General features: G+C 73.3%; 15 protein-coding genes and 2 riboswitches. Of the genes, 8 read left to right on the top strand and 7 right to left on the bottom strand.

Going from position 1 to position 14285, the window contains the following annotated elements:
- The first annotated feature begins 240 nt into the window (after nt 1–240).
- Both VFW79_RS14750 and VFW79_RS14755 read left to right on the top strand, forming a co-directional pair.
- The gene (locus VFW79_RS14750) at nt 241–516 is read left to right on the top strand and encodes a hypothetical protein (RefSeq protein WP_329678051.1); all 276 of its coding nucleotides are present in this window, start codon (nt 241–243) and stop codon (nt 514–516) included.
- A gap of 164 nt (nt 517–680) precedes the next feature.
- A complete protein-coding gene (locus tag VFW79_RS14755) occupies nt 681–1289 on the top strand; it encodes a pentapeptide repeat-containing protein (RefSeq protein WP_329678052.1) in 609 nt (202 codons plus the stop codon).
- A 22-nt stretch (nt 1290–1311) separates the two neighbouring features.
- Here the strand turns inward: VFW79_RS14755 and VFW79_RS14760 are convergent, their stop codons facing one another.
- Entirely contained in the window at nt 1312–2565 is a 1254-nt protein-coding gene (locus VFW79_RS14760) for an MFS transporter (protein ID WP_329678053.1), read from the bottom strand.
- A 78-nt stretch (nt 2566–2643) separates the two neighbouring features.
- Between VFW79_RS14760 and VFW79_RS14765 the strand changes: the two genes are divergently transcribed.
- Nucleotides 2644–3195, top strand: coding sequence for a TetR/AcrR family transcriptional regulator (locus VFW79_RS14765; protein WP_329678054.1), 552 nt, complete (start codon nt 2644–2646; stop codon nt 3193–3195).
- Nucleotides 3196–3283: 88 nt separating this feature from the next.
- Nucleotides 3284–3655 (top strand): hypothetical protein, encoded by a 372-nt coding sequence (locus VFW79_RS14770; protein WP_329678055.1) that lies wholly within the window; start codon nt 3284–3286, stop codon nt 3653–3655.
- 10 nt (nt 3656–3665) lie between these two features.
- Here VFW79_RS14770 and VFW79_RS14775 read toward each other — a convergent pair whose 3' ends face one another.
- Together VFW79_RS14775 and VFW79_RS14780 are read right to left on the bottom strand one after the other, a co-directional pair.
- Nucleotides 3666–4928: an APC family permease gene (locus VFW79_RS14775; protein WP_329678056.1), complete on the bottom strand. Its 1263-nt coding sequence runs from the start codon at nt 4926–4928 to the stop codon at nt 3666–3668.
- A gap of 24 nt (nt 4929–4952) precedes the next feature.
- A complete protein-coding gene (locus tag VFW79_RS14780) occupies nt 4953–6347 on the bottom strand; it encodes an aminotransferase class V-fold PLP-dependent enzyme (protein ID WP_329678057.1) in 1395 nt (464 codons plus the stop codon).
- Between the two features lie 40 nt (nt 6348–6387).
- Nucleotides 6388–6502, bottom strand: a riboswitch (SAM riboswitch).
- Between the two features lie 116 nt (nt 6503–6618).
- A riboswitch (SAM riboswitch) is annotated at nt 6619–6721 on the top strand.
- A 4-nt stretch (nt 6722–6725) separates the two neighbouring features.
- On the opposite strand from VFW79_RS14780, the gene VFW79_RS14785 reads away from it, so the two are divergent.
- The 4 genes from VFW79_RS14785 to VFW79_RS14800 all read left to right on the top strand — a co-directional run bounded on the left by VFW79_RS14785 (nt 6726) and on the right by VFW79_RS14800 (nt 10891).
- Nucleotides 6726–6968 (top strand): DUF1737 domain-containing protein, encoded by a 243-nt coding sequence (locus VFW79_RS14785; RefSeq protein ID WP_329678058.1) that lies wholly within the window; start codon nt 6726–6728, stop codon nt 6966–6968.
- Entirely contained in the window at nt 6965–7390 is a 426-nt protein-coding gene (locus VFW79_RS14790) for a rhodanese-like domain-containing protein (RefSeq protein ID WP_329678059.1), read from the top strand. The genes VFW79_RS14785 and VFW79_RS14790 overlap by 4 nt, the downstream gene beginning before the upstream one ends.
- The gene (locus tag VFW79_RS14795; protein WP_329678060.1) at nt 7387–8670 is read left to right on the top strand and encodes an O-succinylhomoserine sulfhydrylase; all 1284 of its coding nucleotides are present in this window, start codon (nt 7387–7389) and stop codon (nt 8668–8670) included. The genes VFW79_RS14790 and VFW79_RS14795 overlap by 4 nt, the downstream gene beginning before the upstream one ends.
- Nucleotides 8671–8890: 220 nt before the next feature.
- Complete coding sequence (locus VFW79_RS14800) at nt 8891–10891, top strand: putative bifunctional diguanylate cyclase/phosphodiesterase (RefSeq protein WP_329678061.1); 2001 nt, start codon at nt 8891–8893, stop codon at nt 10889–10891.
- Nucleotides 10892–10912: 21 nt separating this feature from the next.
- On the opposite strand, the gene VFW79_RS14805 is transcribed toward VFW79_RS14800, so the two are convergent.
- The 4 genes from VFW79_RS14805 to purS form a co-directional block, all read right to left on the bottom strand.
- Nucleotides 10913–11527, bottom strand: coding sequence for an LLM class flavin-dependent oxidoreductase (locus tag VFW79_RS14805; RefSeq protein ID WP_329678062.1), 615 nt, complete (start codon nt 11525–11527; stop codon nt 10913–10915).
- Between the two features lie 388 nt (nt 11528–11915).
- A complete protein-coding gene (locus VFW79_RS14810; protein ID WP_329678063.1) occupies nt 11916–12989 on the bottom strand; it encodes a GNAT family N-acetyltransferase in 1074 nt (357 codons plus the stop codon).
- Complete coding sequence (gene purQ / locus VFW79_RS14815; protein WP_329678064.1) at nt 12986–13681, bottom strand: phosphoribosylformylglycinamidine synthase subunit PurQ; 696 nt, start codon at nt 13679–13681, stop codon at nt 12986–12988. The genes VFW79_RS14810 and purQ overlap by 4 nt, the downstream gene beginning before the upstream one ends.
- Nucleotides 13681–13947: a phosphoribosylformylglycinamidine synthase subunit PurS gene (gene purS, locus VFW79_RS14820; RefSeq protein WP_109131067.1), complete on the bottom strand. Its 267-nt coding sequence runs from the start codon at nt 13945–13947 to the stop codon at nt 13681–13683. Before purS ends, purQ begins: the two co-directional genes overlap by 1 nt.
- Nucleotides 13948–14285: the final 338 nt, after the last annotated feature.

Below are 14285 nucleotides of genomic sequence, written 5' to 3' on the forward strand. Positions count from 1 at the left end.
TCCCCGAACGGTTCGGGAGGCCTGCAAGACCCACCTTGCCGCTGACGGGAAGGGACGCCCCCTGGGTTCGTCCTGACCGCGGGGCACGCCGCCGACACGACGTTCTTCGAGGCCGTGCTGGAGACCACCGCTTGACGCCACCCAAGTCGCTCGCGAGACCGGCACGTGGCGACCGCTCCGCGCTCCCGCTCGACGAGCGTGAGGCCGCACGGCGCGTCCGCTGACTCGGACTGACCGACCGTGAATCTGCGCTACGGGCAGCGCGCTCGCAGCAACCCTGAAACCGGAGTAGACACAGGTATGGGTACTCGGCCGCGCATCAGGATCGTCGGGCTTCTGGTCGTGGTTTGGCTGGTGATCGGCGCGGTGGCGGCGGGCCAGCGAGGCTACTTCGGCGGGTCACCGCAGAACTGCGCGGGGGCGGCGACGATTGCCGTCACGATCCTGGCCGGGCCGCTGAACTATGTGGGGGTCAACCCCAAGATCACGTGCGACTTGCCGCAACCCTCGAGCTGAGCTGGGACGGCCCCCGGTCCTGTTCGCGAGCATCGGTGCCCTGGCGATCGACAGTGGCACAAGCCTGCCGCATCGGCCGCGGTTCGGGTGCGCCTCGACGGAGCCGGACGAGCGCATGTGCCGGCGTCGACCTGCGTCCGCGCGTCGCGTGCGAGGCTGGTGCGATGGTGCACCTGGAGCCGTTCGACGGCCGCCTCGAACCCGACGGTGACTACGAGGGACTCGCGTTCGACCACCTCGACTTCGCCGGTCAGGACGCCGAGCACGCCCGGTTCATGGACTGCGCGCTCACGGGGTGCAACCTCGACGGCGCGAACCTCGACCACGTCCAGCTCCTCGACACGACGCTCACCGAGGTCCATGCGGGCGCGCTCGACATGCCCGACGCGACGTGGCGGGACGTCACGCTGTCCGACTGCCGGCTCGGCGCGGTCACGGGGTACAGCGGCATCCTCACGCGTGTGACGATCCGCGGCGGCAAGATCGACTACCTCAACCTGCGCGGCGCCCGGCTGACGGATGTGCGGCTCGAGGGGTGCGTCCTCGGCGACCTGGACCTCGGAGACGCCCGGGTCACCCGGCTCGTCATCACCGACTGCCGCATCGGGCGCCTCGACCTCACGCACGCCACGCTCGCTGACGTCGACCTGCGCGGAGCTGATCTCTCGGGGCTCGACGGGGTGGCCGGGCTCGCGGGCGCGACGATCAGCAGCGAGCAGCTCATCGACCTCGCGGGCGCGCTGGCCGCCCAGCTGCGGATCACCGTCGCCTGACCCCCGGGTCGGTGCCTGCGTGCTACCTGATGCGGACCGCGCGCCGGGACGGGCGCAGTCGCTGGGCTACGAGTGCGGTGAGCCCCAGCCCTACGACCCCGAGCCCGTAGACGACGGCGGTCAGTCGCAGGCCCGCGGAGGCGCTGGCGACGCCCGCGAGCACGGCGGGCAGGCTGAAGGCCAGGTACGAGATGGTGTACGCCACGGCGAACAGTGCACCCCGCTCCGCCGGGGCCGCCAGCCGCGCGAGGGTCCCGAAGGTTGCCAGGGCCGACGCGCCGAATCCGACCCCCGCAACCACCGTGCCTGCCGCGGACAGCGCTACGGCGTGGGTCAGCACGCCGCCCAGGGTGACGGCCGTACCGGCGGTCAGCAGGGTGGCGCCGGTGTCGAGGACCCGGTCGGTCGGCCAGGCGCGCAGGAGGAACGCGGTCACCGCACCGGTCCCGCACAGCAGCGTGACGACGAGGCCGCCGACCAGGTGGCTGCCCAGGCCGAACAGCCCGACGGCGACCGAGGGGCCGAGGGAGAGGTAGAGCCCGCCGAGCGCCCAGCTGGCCACCATGATCGGGACGATCGCGGAGACGTCGGCGCGCAGACCGACGGGCACGCCGAGCCGGGGCGTGAGCGAGGCCCGGCCTCCGGGGCGGCGCGCGGACGTCTCGGGCATGCGCGCGACCACGATGCCCGCGAGCGCCATCGCACCGAGGAGCAACGCGAACACGAGGTGCGTCGGGGCGGGGGCGAACTGCACGAGAGCGCCGCAGCCGAGCGCTCCGAGGGCCAGACCGCTGATGGGCGCCACCCCGTTGACTAGGCCTGCTCGGCCGGGCGCGTGCGCCGGGTTGAGGTCGACCAGCGTGGCCGCGAGCGTCGTCGTCGCAGCGCCCGTCGCGACGCCCTGCACGACGCGCGCGGCGAGCAGCACGGTCACGTCACCGGCGGTCAGGAACAGGACGAGCGCCACCGTCTCGAGCGCGATCGCCGCGGCCAGCACGGGTCGCCGGCCGATGTGATCGGACAGCGCCCCGATGACCAGCAGCGAGGCCAGCAGCCCGAGGACGTACGCGGCGAACACGACGGTCAGCGTCGCCGCCGAGAAGCCCCACTCGCGCTGGTAGACGACGTAGAGCGGCGACGGCGCGCTCGAGGCGGCCATGAACAGCACGAGGATCGCGGCGATGGCCGCAAAGGCGAACGGGTGCGACAGGCGACCGGCGCGAGCAGTCGGACGGAGCACGGCGACCGCGACGGGCACAGCGGGAGTCTCGGACATCATGCTCCTCTGAAGCAGCGATCAATGCGTTAGTGGGGAGCATAACCTAGACGCAATGATCGATGCGATACTGGTCGGGTGTCCACGACTCCTCCCCACACGCGTCCGGGTGGCCGCTCCACGCGCGTGCGTGCCGCCGTGCACCGCGCTGTCGGGGAGCTCGTCGCCGAGAGCCCGTCCGAGGACCTGACGATGCCGACCATCGCCGCGCGCGCGGGCGTCCACCCGACGACGGTCTACCGCCGCTGGGTGTCGCTCGCGGACCTGCTCGCCGAGGTCGCAACCAGCCGGTTCTCCGGCGACATCGTGGTGCCGGACACCGGCACGCTCCAGGGAGACCTCGAGCGCTGGACGGCCGACGTCGCTGTCGACCTGGCCGACCCCGACGTGCTCGCCCTCATGCGTGCCACGGTCGGCGCCGGGCCGGCGGGCGGCAGCGCCTGCAGCGCGGACCGGCAGGCGCAGCTCGCGGCGATCCTGGAGCGCGAGCGGTCGCGGGGCGGCGAGCCACCCGACGTCGAGCAGGCCGCCGACGCGCTGCTCGGTCCGCTGTACTACCGCGCCATCTTCGCCGGCCGACCGGCCGATCCTGACTGGGCGCGCGGACTGGTCGAAGCGCTCCTGCGCTGACGACCTCGCCCTCGGGCTGAGCGCGAAGACCGGGACGCGGTCGGCGTGCCCCCATACTGGCCGTCGACTCACGACGAGGGGCGCGGACATGTCGACGACTTCTGGGCACGACGACGACGCGAGCGGGCACGCGGCTGGGTGGCGCCCCGACCCGTCGACCGGCAAGCCGGTGTGGTCGAGCGGCCGGCAACCGGGTGCGACTCCGCCGTCGGCCACGGCTCCCGTCATCAAGAACCTCGTCGCGACCGTCGGCCTGGCCCTCGGGATCGTCGGCCTCGGCCTGGCGTTCGTCCTCGGGCCGTGGGTGGCACTCGCCGCGATCGCGTGCTCGGCTGCCGCGTTGCCGCGGGCGTCGACGCTCGCCTCGCACGGGTACGCGCCCGTCGGCCGGATCCAGGCGATCGCGGGCGTGCTGCTGGGAATCGGTGGCGTCGTCGTCGCGATGGTCATCGGCACCTGACGCCCGGCGCTCAGTCCGTCGAGGACCGGGGCCAGCGGCGCAGCCGCCACCACCGCAGCGCGACCCCGGCGGCGAACACCACGAGCCCGGTCGCGACGGCACCGATCGGCAGCGTCGCAACGAGCACCACGCACCCCACGAGCCCGGTCCAGGCCAGCGCCCGCGGGTACCGCCGCTGCTCGGGCGGCTGCGTCAGCGCCGAGGCGTTCGCGACCGCGTAGTACAGCAGCACCCCGAACGACGAGAACGCGATAGCCCCGCGCAGGTCCGTCACCAGGACGAGCGCCGACACCACGACCGCCACGGCGACCTCGGCCCGGTGCGGGACGCGGTAGCGCGGGTGCACCGCGTCGAGCCAGCGCGGCAGGTCACCCTCGCGGGCCATCGCGAGCGTCGTGCGCCCGATGCCCGCGACGAGCGCGAGCAGCGCCCCGAGCGCCGCGGCAGCAGCCCCGACGCGCACGACGGGTCCGACCCATCCGGCTCCCGACCGGGCGGCCGCGGCGGCGAGCGGGGTCGAGCTGGCGGCGACCCCGTCGGGCCCGAGGACCGCGAGGACCGTGACCGCCACGACCCCGTAGACGACGACCGTGATCCCGAGGGCGAGGACGATCGCTCGTGGGATCGTCCTCGCCGGGTCGCGCACCTCCTCACCGAGCGTCGCGAGGCGTGCGTACCCGGCGAACGCGAAGAACAGCAGGCCCGCGGCCTGGAGGATCGCGTACGGCCCGGCGTGCAGGACTCCCCCTACCCCGATGCGGCCGACGTCGGCGCCCCCGCCCGCCGCGCTCACGCCGACGAGGACCGCGAGCGCCGCGAGCACGACGACGACCAGGACGACCGTCAGCCGCGCCGTCCGCGTGATCCCGCGGTAGTTCACGGCCGCGAGCCCGACGACGGCCGCCACGGCGAACGGGCGCTGCCATCCGATCGGCGCGACGTACGCGGCGAACGTCAGCGCCATCGCCGCGCAGGACGCCAGCTTGCCGACGACGAAGCCCCAGCCGGCCAGATACCCCCACCACGGCCCGAGCTGCTCGCGCCCGTACACGTACGTGCCGCCCGACGTCGGGTACACGGCCGCGAGCTGCGCCGAGGACGTCGCGTTGGCGACGGCGACCAGGCCGGCGATCGCGAGACCGACGAGCAGGCCGCTGCCGGCCGCCCGGGCCGCGGGACCGAACGCCGCGAACACCCCCGCGCCCATCATCGAGCCGAGGCCGATCATCACGGCCGAGCCGGTGCCGAGCCTCCGTGCGAGCTGGTTCGTCACGACTGCGACGCTAGCGCGCCGTACTCACTCCACGGCCGGGCCGCACGCCGCCGCGGTCGCCGCGAGCCCGTCGAGACCGTGCACGGGGATCAGCGGCCGGGTGTCGTCGGCGACGACCCAGCAGCCGTCCTCGACGACGTACCGGGCACGCGGCCCGCTCGCGAGGTAGTCGGTGAGCGCGGTCAGCAGCCGGTCGACCGCCTCGCTGGGCGTGCCGACGCCGACCGACGCGCGGATCGCTCCGCCGGGTGCCCCGAGCCGGACGAGCAGCGGGTGCGCGCAGAACCGGCCGTCGCGCACGCCGATGCCGTGCTCCGCGGCGAGGTAGGCGGCCACGAGGCCTGGGTCATGGCCCTCCACCGTGAACGTGACCACACCGACGGGTTCGATCGAGTCGGGCCAGATGCGCAGGACCTCGACCCCGGCGATCGCGCCGAGGCCGGACACGAGCCGGGTCCGGAGCGCGAGCTCGTGCGCCGCGAGCGCGCCGTCGGGCAGCGCGGCAAGGACCTCGCAGGCCTCGGCGAGCGCGATCGCACCGATGACGTTCGGGGACCCGGCTTCGTGCCGGGCCGGAGCCGGCTGCCACAGTGTCCGGTCGGCCCGCACGTCACGCACCGCGCCTCCCCCTGCGAGGTACGGCGCACCGTCGTCCAGCCAGTCTCGGCGGCCCACGAGGGCGCCTGCACCGAACGGCGCGTAGGTCTTGTGGCCGGAGAAGGCGACGTAGTCCGCACCGGTCACGGTGAGCGAGAAGCCGCGATGAGGGACGAGCTGCGCGCCGTCGACGACGACCCGCGCCCCTGCAGTGTGCGCGAGTGCGACGACATCCGCGACCGGCAGGGCCTCGCCGGTGACGTTGGACGCGCCGGTCACCGCGACGAGCGCGTAGGCGGTGGACCCGAGCTCGGCAGCGAGGGCGGCGAGGGTCGCGGCGACGGTCGACTCGATGGGCAGGACGGTCGACGCGCGGCGCGTGCCCAGCCCCCACGGCAGCAGGTTCGCGTGGTGCTCGAGGTCGAGCACGAGCACGCGCCCGGGCGTGCCGTCGGGTCCCGCCGGGACGACGTTCGCGAGGAGGTTGAGCGCGTCGGTCGTGTTGCGCGTGATGATCGCGACGTCGTCGGACCGGGCGCCCACGAACTGCGCGATGGTCTGGCGCGACGCCTCGTACAGCGCCGTCGACACCTGGGACAGGTAGCCGGCGCCGCGGTGCACCGAGGCGTAGAGCGGCAGGACCTCGGTCACGCGGGCCGCGACCGCCTCGAGGGCCGGCGCGCTCGCTGCGTAGTCGAGGTTCGCGTAGGTCCGTGAGGTGCCGTCGAGGAGGGGCACCTGCGTGGCCGAGCCGACGACGGGCAGCAGCGGGAGCTGGGTGGACGGGGTCGCGCAGACGGCGCGCTCGGTGGTGACAGACATGGCACTCCTCGGCAGATCTGTGGGGAGCCGACGTGCGAGCACCCCGCGCTTGCTGTCCACCGAACGGCGGACGGCCAGGTCGTCACCCGGGGCACCCCACCGCGGAGGAGGGTTGCCGGCCAGCAAGCCGGGGCATTCTGCTGGCACTCGTGACCTTCGACGAGGATCGCCGCTCGCCCACGGCAGTGTCAACGAAGGAGCGTGATGTCTCGGATCGCGGACACGACGTCCGAGGACTGGACCGCGCCGCGCGACGGGCCTACGATCGCGGACACCATCCAGAGCGGCTGAGAGATCTGGCTCGACGACGCCGCAGCAACCCGCGAGCATGGACAGTGCTCGGCCGTGGGTGCTACCGCCAGGACCGATGGAGGCGTGATGAGCACGACACCTGACCCCACAAGCGACGACGACACGCAGGTGGCGCCACAGCTGCGACTGCGCTACCGGCTGCTGACGGGCCCCGACGACAGGTCGTTCTGCGAGCGTGTGAGCGCCGCGCTCGACGACGGCTACGTCCTGCACGGCGGCCCGACGCTCACGTTCGACGGCGACCGCGTGATCGCCGGGCAGGCCGTCGTCCTGCCCACCCACCCGACCCCTGAGACGAGGCTCGCATGAGCACCAGCTACGCAAGCGACCTGACCCCCCAGCAGGCCTGGGACCTCCTCGCGGCCGACGAGCGCGCGGTGCTCGTCGACGTCCGGACCGACGCCGAGTGGCGCTACGTGGGCGTCCCCGACACGTCGTCCCTCGGGCGACGCGCCGCGCTGATCGAGTGGTCGACCTACCCGAGCGGCCAGCCCAACCCCAACTTCCTGGCATCGCTCGCGGCCGCCGGGCTCACACCCGGCGACGCGCGGCCCGTTGTCTTCCTGTGCCGCTCGGGCGTCCGCTCGGTCGCCGCGGCCACGGCTGCGACCGCCGCGGGCTACGGTCCCGCGTACAACGTGCTCGACGGGTTCGAGGGCAACGTCGGGCCCGACGGCCACCGTGGGGCGCAGGGCTGGCGCGCCGCCGGCCTGCCCTGGACGCAGCCGTGAGCGCCGGCGGCGCGCGTCGCACCCCCGGTCCGGGCGACTGGGACGCCCGCCGCTCCCCTCGCGAGTCCCTGCGCCCCGACACGCTCGCGGTTCGCGGCGGGCTCGTGCGCAGCGAGTTCGGCGAGATGTCCGAGGCGCTCTTCCTCACGCAGGGGTACGCCTACCCGACAGCCGGCGAGGCCGAGGCGGCCTTCGGAGGTGAGGTCGACCGCTTCCTGTACTCGCGCTACGGCAACCCGACGGTCTCGACGTTCGAGGAGCGGCTGCGCCTGATCGAGGGCGCCGAGGCCGCCTACGCCACGGCGAGCGGCATGTCGGCGGTCTTCACGGCGCTCGCGGCGCTCGTGCGCTCCGGGTCGCGGATCGTCGCGTCGCGCGCGCTGTTCGGCTCGACCGTCGTGATCTTCGACGAGATCCTCGCGAAGTGGGGCGTGCGGACCGACTACGTCGACGGCCACGTGCCCGAGCAGTGGCAGGCGGCGCTCGCCACCCCGGCGGACGTCGTGTTCTTCGAGACGCCGTCCAACCCGATGCAGGACCTGGTCGACATCGCGGCCGTCAGCACGCTCGCGCACGCCGCCGGAGCCGTCGTCGTCGTCGACAACGTGTTCGCCACGCCCGTGCTCTCCCGGCCGCTCGAGCACGGCGCGGACGTCATCGTGTACTCCGCGACCAAGCACATCGACGGCCAGGGCCGCGTGCTGGGCGGAGCGATCCTCGGGACCGACGAGTTCATCCACGGGTCGGTCCAGACGTTCATCCGGAACACCGGACCGTCCTTGAGCCCGTTCAACGCCTGGGTCCTGCTCAAGGGTCTCGAGACCATGTCATTGCGCGTGCGGCACCAGACGGCGTCCGCCCTGCACCTCGCGACGTGGCTCGAGCAGCACCCCGCGATCGCCACGGTCCGCTACCCGTACCTGAGCTCGCACCCGCAGCACGAGCTCGCACTGCGCCAGCAGGCCGGCGGCGGAACGGTCGTCACCGTCGCCCTCGCCGTGCCCGACGACGCGTCCGCCGACGACGCGAAGAAGGCCACCTTCGGCTTCCTCGACGCACTGCGTGTCATCGACATCTCGAACAACCTCGGCGACGCGAAGTCGATCGTCACGCACCCCGCGACGACCACGCACCGCAAGCTCGGGCCCGCGGGGCGCGCGGCGGTCGGCATCGGCGAGGCAACCGTACGGCTGTCGGTCGGCCTCGAGGACCCCGCGGACCTGGTCGACGACCTGTCCCGCGCGCTCGAGGGTCTCGGGACGGGCAACCGCACCGCGTAGGTCACCAGACCGCGTAGGCCGACCGGATGACTTCGGGCGGCGCTCGGACCCCCCACTGGCGCACAGGGACCGCGGCTGACATGGTGAGCCCACGAGAGCTGGTCGCGGAGGCCGGTCCGGACGCAGCGTCGCGCCGGACCGTCGGGTCACTCATGCGTGGGCGCCGCCGACCGATCAGGGACTCGACAGCTGAAGTCGTCCTGAACGCGAACGTGGGTCCATGACCGGAAGCCGGGTGTCGATGACGCACCGCGTGAGAGGCACACGCCCTCGGGCGCGGGTCGTCGCGGTCGCGAGCGCCGGACTCGCAGGCGTCATCGCGCTGGTCGGGGTGTTCGGCCTCTGGTCGTCACGCGAGCTCGAGTCGGGAGCCAACCGCGCTCTCGCGGCGATCCGCTTGTCGGACGCCTACAGCCGTGCCGCGACCGCCATCGCGGCCGAGGAGTCGTTCGAACGCAAGTACCGCCTCGAACCGGGCCAGGACGTCCACGCGCGGCTCGACGCCGCATCGGCCCAGCTCGTCGCGGCGCTCGCCGAGGTGGACCAGCGAGGCGACGCCGACGACAAGGCGCGCGTGCGGGTCGTGCGGGTCGCCCACACCACCTATCTCCTGTGGATGGACCGCCTGTTCGCCGCGGTCGAGACGGGCGACCTCGCCACTGTGCTGCTCATCGACGGATCCAAGATGGAGCCGGCGTTCGAGACGATGGCCACGACGGTCTCCGGTGCGGCCGCGCAGAGGGAGCGAGCCGCAGTCGACCAGCTCGCCGAGCTCAACCGGCTGGAGAGCATCACGCGCTGGATGGCACCCGCCGTCCTGCTCGTCGGCCTGGTCGTCGCCGCCGGGCTGCTGTCGGTCATCCGGTCGCACCGCCGGATGCTCGACACCGAGCGGGCACGCGCCGTCGACGACGCGCTGCACGACGCGCTCACCGGCCTGCCGAACCGGACGCTGCTGACCCAGCGCCTCGAGCAGGCACTGAGCTCCGACGCCGAGGCCGCCCCGCAGACCGCGACCTCCCTGCTCCTCATCGACCTCGACCGGTTCAAGGAGATCAACGACACGTTCGGGCACGGCTACGGCGACCAGCTGCTCTGCCAGCTCGGGCACCGGCTGACCGGCGTCGTGGGCGAGCGCGCGACGGTGGCCCGCCTCGGGGGTGACGAGTTCGCCATCCTCCTGCCCGACATCGCGACCGTCGCCGCGGCGACCCGCGCGGCACGGCGGGTGCTGGCGGCGCTCAGGGCACCGTTCCGCGTCGAGGGAGTCGACCTCGACGTGGACGCCAGCATCGGCGTCGTCGTCTCGGGCCAGCACGGACGCGACAGCACGACGCTGCTGCAGCGCGCGGACGTCGCGATGTACGTCGCGAAGACCGAGCAGATCGGGGTGGCGGCGTACGACCCGACCGGCGACGAGCACTGCCCGACGCGGCTCGCGCTGCTCGGTGAGCTCCGCCGGGCGATCGACCACGAGGAGCTCGTGCTGCACTACCAGCCCAAGGTGCGGATCAGGGACGGCGCGCTCGTCGGCGCGGAGGCCCTCGTCCGGTGGCAGCACCCCGAACGCGGGCTCATCCTGCCGGGCGAGTTCATCCCGCTCGCCGAGCACACCAGCCTCGTCTCTCCGCTCATGTACGTGGTCCTCGACACCGCGCTCGCCCAGGTGTGCGCCTGGTCGAACGCCGGCCGCCGGACGCCCGTCTCGGTCAACCTCTCGGCCCGGAACCTGCTGGACCCCGACCTCGCCACGCACGTCGCGGACCTCCTCGCCATCCACAAGGTCGAGCCGGAGCTCCTTCAGCTCGAGGTGACCGAGACGGCGATCATGATCGAGCCCGTGCGGGCCGAGCGGGTCCTGCGCGAGCTCGCGGTGCTGGGCATCCGGATCTCGCTCGACGACTTCGGTGCGGGGTACACGAGCCTCAGTCAGCTGCGGACCCTGCCGATCTCCGAGCTGAAGATCGACCTGTCGCTGGTCATCCCCATGACCCGGGAGCCGGGCGCCGCACTGATCGTGCGGAGCGTCGTCGACCTTGGACGCAGCCTCGGCCTGACGCTCGTGGCGGAGGGCGTGGAGGACGCAACGACTCTCGACGCCCTCGCCCGCATGGGGTGCGACGAGGCGCAGGGGTACCACTTCTCACCGGCGCTCGCGGCCGACGCCTTCGAGTCGTGGTGCGTCAGCCGGCCGCGCAGCCTCCCGCTGGACGTCACCTAGCCCCGGTCCCTGGCCGACGCCTCAGGCCGCGGTTCGTGCGTCGACGACGAGGAGCCGTAGCCTCTCGACATCGGCGCTCCCGGCGAGCACGACGAGCACCACCTCATCGGCCCCGACCCGTCCGCCGAGCGTCATCGCGGCGTCGACGACTCCCGAGGGCGCAGCGACGACCCGCGTCGCCGACGGCGTCCACGCGATCCCGGCCAGCGCGTCGAGGTGGTCGAGCAGGGCGCGCTTGCGGCGGGCCGTGGCGTCGTCGTCGGCCACCACCACCTCGATGTCGAGGACGATCCGGACGCTCGAGCGATCACGTCCGACGGCGGCGATCTCCTCCTCGACGGCCACGACGAGACGGCGCATCGTCGCGATCGACGGGACCCGCGCCGAGAAGCCGAGCCGCACGACGTCGGCCCGCGCGGCGCCGAGCGCGAGGCCCGCCTCGGACTCCGGTCGGAACTGCAGCGGCTCGGAGCCGTCCGGCTGAGGGGAGGGGACGGCGACGGCGACGGAGACGGCTGTGCGGGCTGCGGGTCGGGGGCGGCTGGCGACGGCGCGAGCTGCGGCGGGGACGGGGCTGGGGGCTGCTGCGGGGGCTGCGGTGACCGTGCGGGGACGGTCGAGGATGAGCTGAGACATGGGTCGCGTCCTGGGGTCTGCCGAGCAGGTGCGCAGCGGGGGCCGGTCGGCCGCGGGCGCGCGGGGTTGTCAGGTCAGCGACAACACGTCTGCAGCAGGAGCACGCGCCGATAGTAGCCGGTCACGTCGCCGCCGCCCAGAGCCCGTCCAGAACGTCGCGCACCCGCTTGCTACGGTCGTCGCGTGGCCGCGACCGACGACGAGGCGCTCGAGCAGGTGTGCCCCACTACCGCACGTACGTCGGGCGCCTGGGTCGTGAGCGAGGCTGGCCGCCCCCCACGCGGGCGTCGTTCGAGGAGGCCGCCGGGCCCGACGGCGCGCTGTACGTCGGCTCCCCGACGACCGTCGCCACGAAGATCCTGCGCTCCACCCGCTGGGCCCGACCGGCTCAGAGGTCCTTCGCGAAGCACATCGCGATCGGGTCGCCGACGTACGGCGCGAAGGGCGGGATCGGCCGGTACCCGACCGACAGGTACAGCGTCATGGCCTCCGGCTGACGCCGCCCGGTGTGCAGGACGAGCCGGTTCAGCCCGCGAGCGCGCGCCTCGACCTCGATCTCCGCGAGCAGCGTCCTGGCCAGCCCGAGCCCGCGCGCAGCCCCCCGCACGAACACCTTCTTGAGCTCGCCCGCGTGGTCGCCGACGCCCGGCCCGGCCGTCCGCAGCGCCACGCAGGCGACCGGCTCCCCGTCGACGTCCGCGATGAGGGTGGTGAGCCCTCCGGCGCCCTCGGCGGCGTCGTTCACCTCGTAGCCACCCATCCGCTCGATCGCCCGTCCGAGCTCGGGGTACCGGGGCAGGTTCTCCTCGTCGAACATCGCACGACGCAGCCGGACGGCGTCGGGGTCGTCCCAGCCGACGGCGCGCAGCGTGACGGCATGGCGGACGTGCGCGGCGTCGTCGTCGGGCACGTCGTCGTCCTTGTCGGAACGGGCCGAGCCCGGAGCAGCCGCACCCCGGGACGAGCGCCGCGGCGCCGCATGCAGGTCCTTCGCGAAGCACCGGGACTCGGCGGCGTCCTCGTACTCCCCGAAGTTCTCGATCGAGTGGTAGCCCGACGTCAGGTACAGGCCGATGGCCCCGGACTGCAGGACGCCGGTCTCGAGGATGAGCCGACCGAACCCGAGCGCGCGCGCCCGCTCCTCGAGGTCCGTCAGGACGACCCGCGACAGCCCGCGCCCGCGGTACCCCGGCACCACATACATCCGCTTGAGCTCACCGACGCCCGCGCCCATCGTGTCGCTCACGTCGCGCAGCGCCCCGCACGCGGCGGGGACCCCGTCCCCACGGACCAGCACCATCGCGACGATCGACTCGCCGGTCATGGTGTGCCCGATGTCGTCGTCGCCGTACAGCTCGCGGAGCTCGGCCTGCTGCGCGACCCGGAGCCGCGTCGCGTCGGGGTCGTCCCAGTCGACGAGGTCGATCGAGACCTCGGGCTCGCGGTCGCTCTGTGCGCTCATCCGACCAGTGCGTGCAGCACGGACGTGAAGACCCGCAGCCCGTCCGTCCCGGTACGCGGGCCCTTGGCGCCGTCAGGCCCGAAGCCCACCTCGACCGCGTGCTCGGGGTGCGGCATGAGGCCGACGACGTTGCCCGCGGCGTTCGTGATGCCCGCGATGCCCCGGCGCGACCCGTTGGGGTTCACGTCGACGTACCGGAAGACGACGCGGCCCTCACCCTCGAGCTCGTCGAGCGTGTGCTCGTCGGCGACGTACTGGCCGTCCTGGTTCTTGAGCGGCACGGTGATGCGCTCGCCGCGCGCGTAGTCGCGCGTCCAGGCCGTGTCGATGTTCTCGATGCTCAGCACCTGCTCGCGGCACACGAACCGCAGGTGGTCGTTCTTGATCATCGACCCCGGCAGCAGGTGCGCCTCGGTGAGGACCTGGAAGCCGTTGCAGATGCCCAGCACGGGCAGCCCGCCGTTCGCGGCGTCGACGATCGAGCCCATGACGGGCGCGAACCGGCTGATGGCACCCGCGCGCAGGTAGTCGCCGTAGGAGAACCCGCCCGGCAGGACGACGGCGTCGACCGCGTGCAGGTCCGCGTCCGCGTGCCAGAGCGCCACCGGCTCGGCGCCCGCGAGGCGAACCGCCCGAGCCGCATCCCGGTCGTCGAGCGTGCCCGGGAACGTGACGACGCCGATGCGCGTCATCAGGCGTCCGCCGCGACCGACTCGTCCGCGTAGACCGCGACGACGTCCTCGATCACAGGGTTGGACAGCACGTGCTCACCGGCCTCGCGGGCGGCCGCGAGGATCTCGTCGGTCACCGGGCCGTCGCACGTGAGCTCGAACCTCTTGCCCTGGCGCACGCTCGTGAACTGCACGAACCCGAGCCGCGGCAGCGCACCGGCGACAGCCTTGCCCTGCGGGTCGAGAATCTCGGGCTTCGGCATCACATCGACGACGACTCGTCCCACGGGTGGCTCCTGAGTTCGCGGTGGAGGGGCAGGGCCAGACTACCGAGTTGCGCGGGGCGTCTCGTCGTCGGGCCGCATGGCGAGAAGGTCGCAGGACTCGTTCCCCCGATCACCACCCGCCACCGTCGCGGGATCCAGAGGATCCTGCGCGCCCTGAAGACCGATTCCTCTGGATCGCGCCTCGAGGCCGGCAGCTCACGGCACGACGATCGTCATCCCCGTCGACCCCACCGGCCCGCCCATCGCCGCGAGCGCGTCGGGCGCCTCGTCGAGCCGGACGACCCGGCCCACGAGCTGCTCCGGACGGAGCACGCCCGCGGCGATCAGCTCGAGCATCG

It is taken from the genome of Cellulomonas sp., from assembly GCF_036279715.1.
In the GTDB taxonomy this organism is placed as follows: domain Bacteria; phylum Actinomycetota; class Actinomycetes; order Actinomycetales; family Cellulomonadaceae; genus Cellulomonas_A.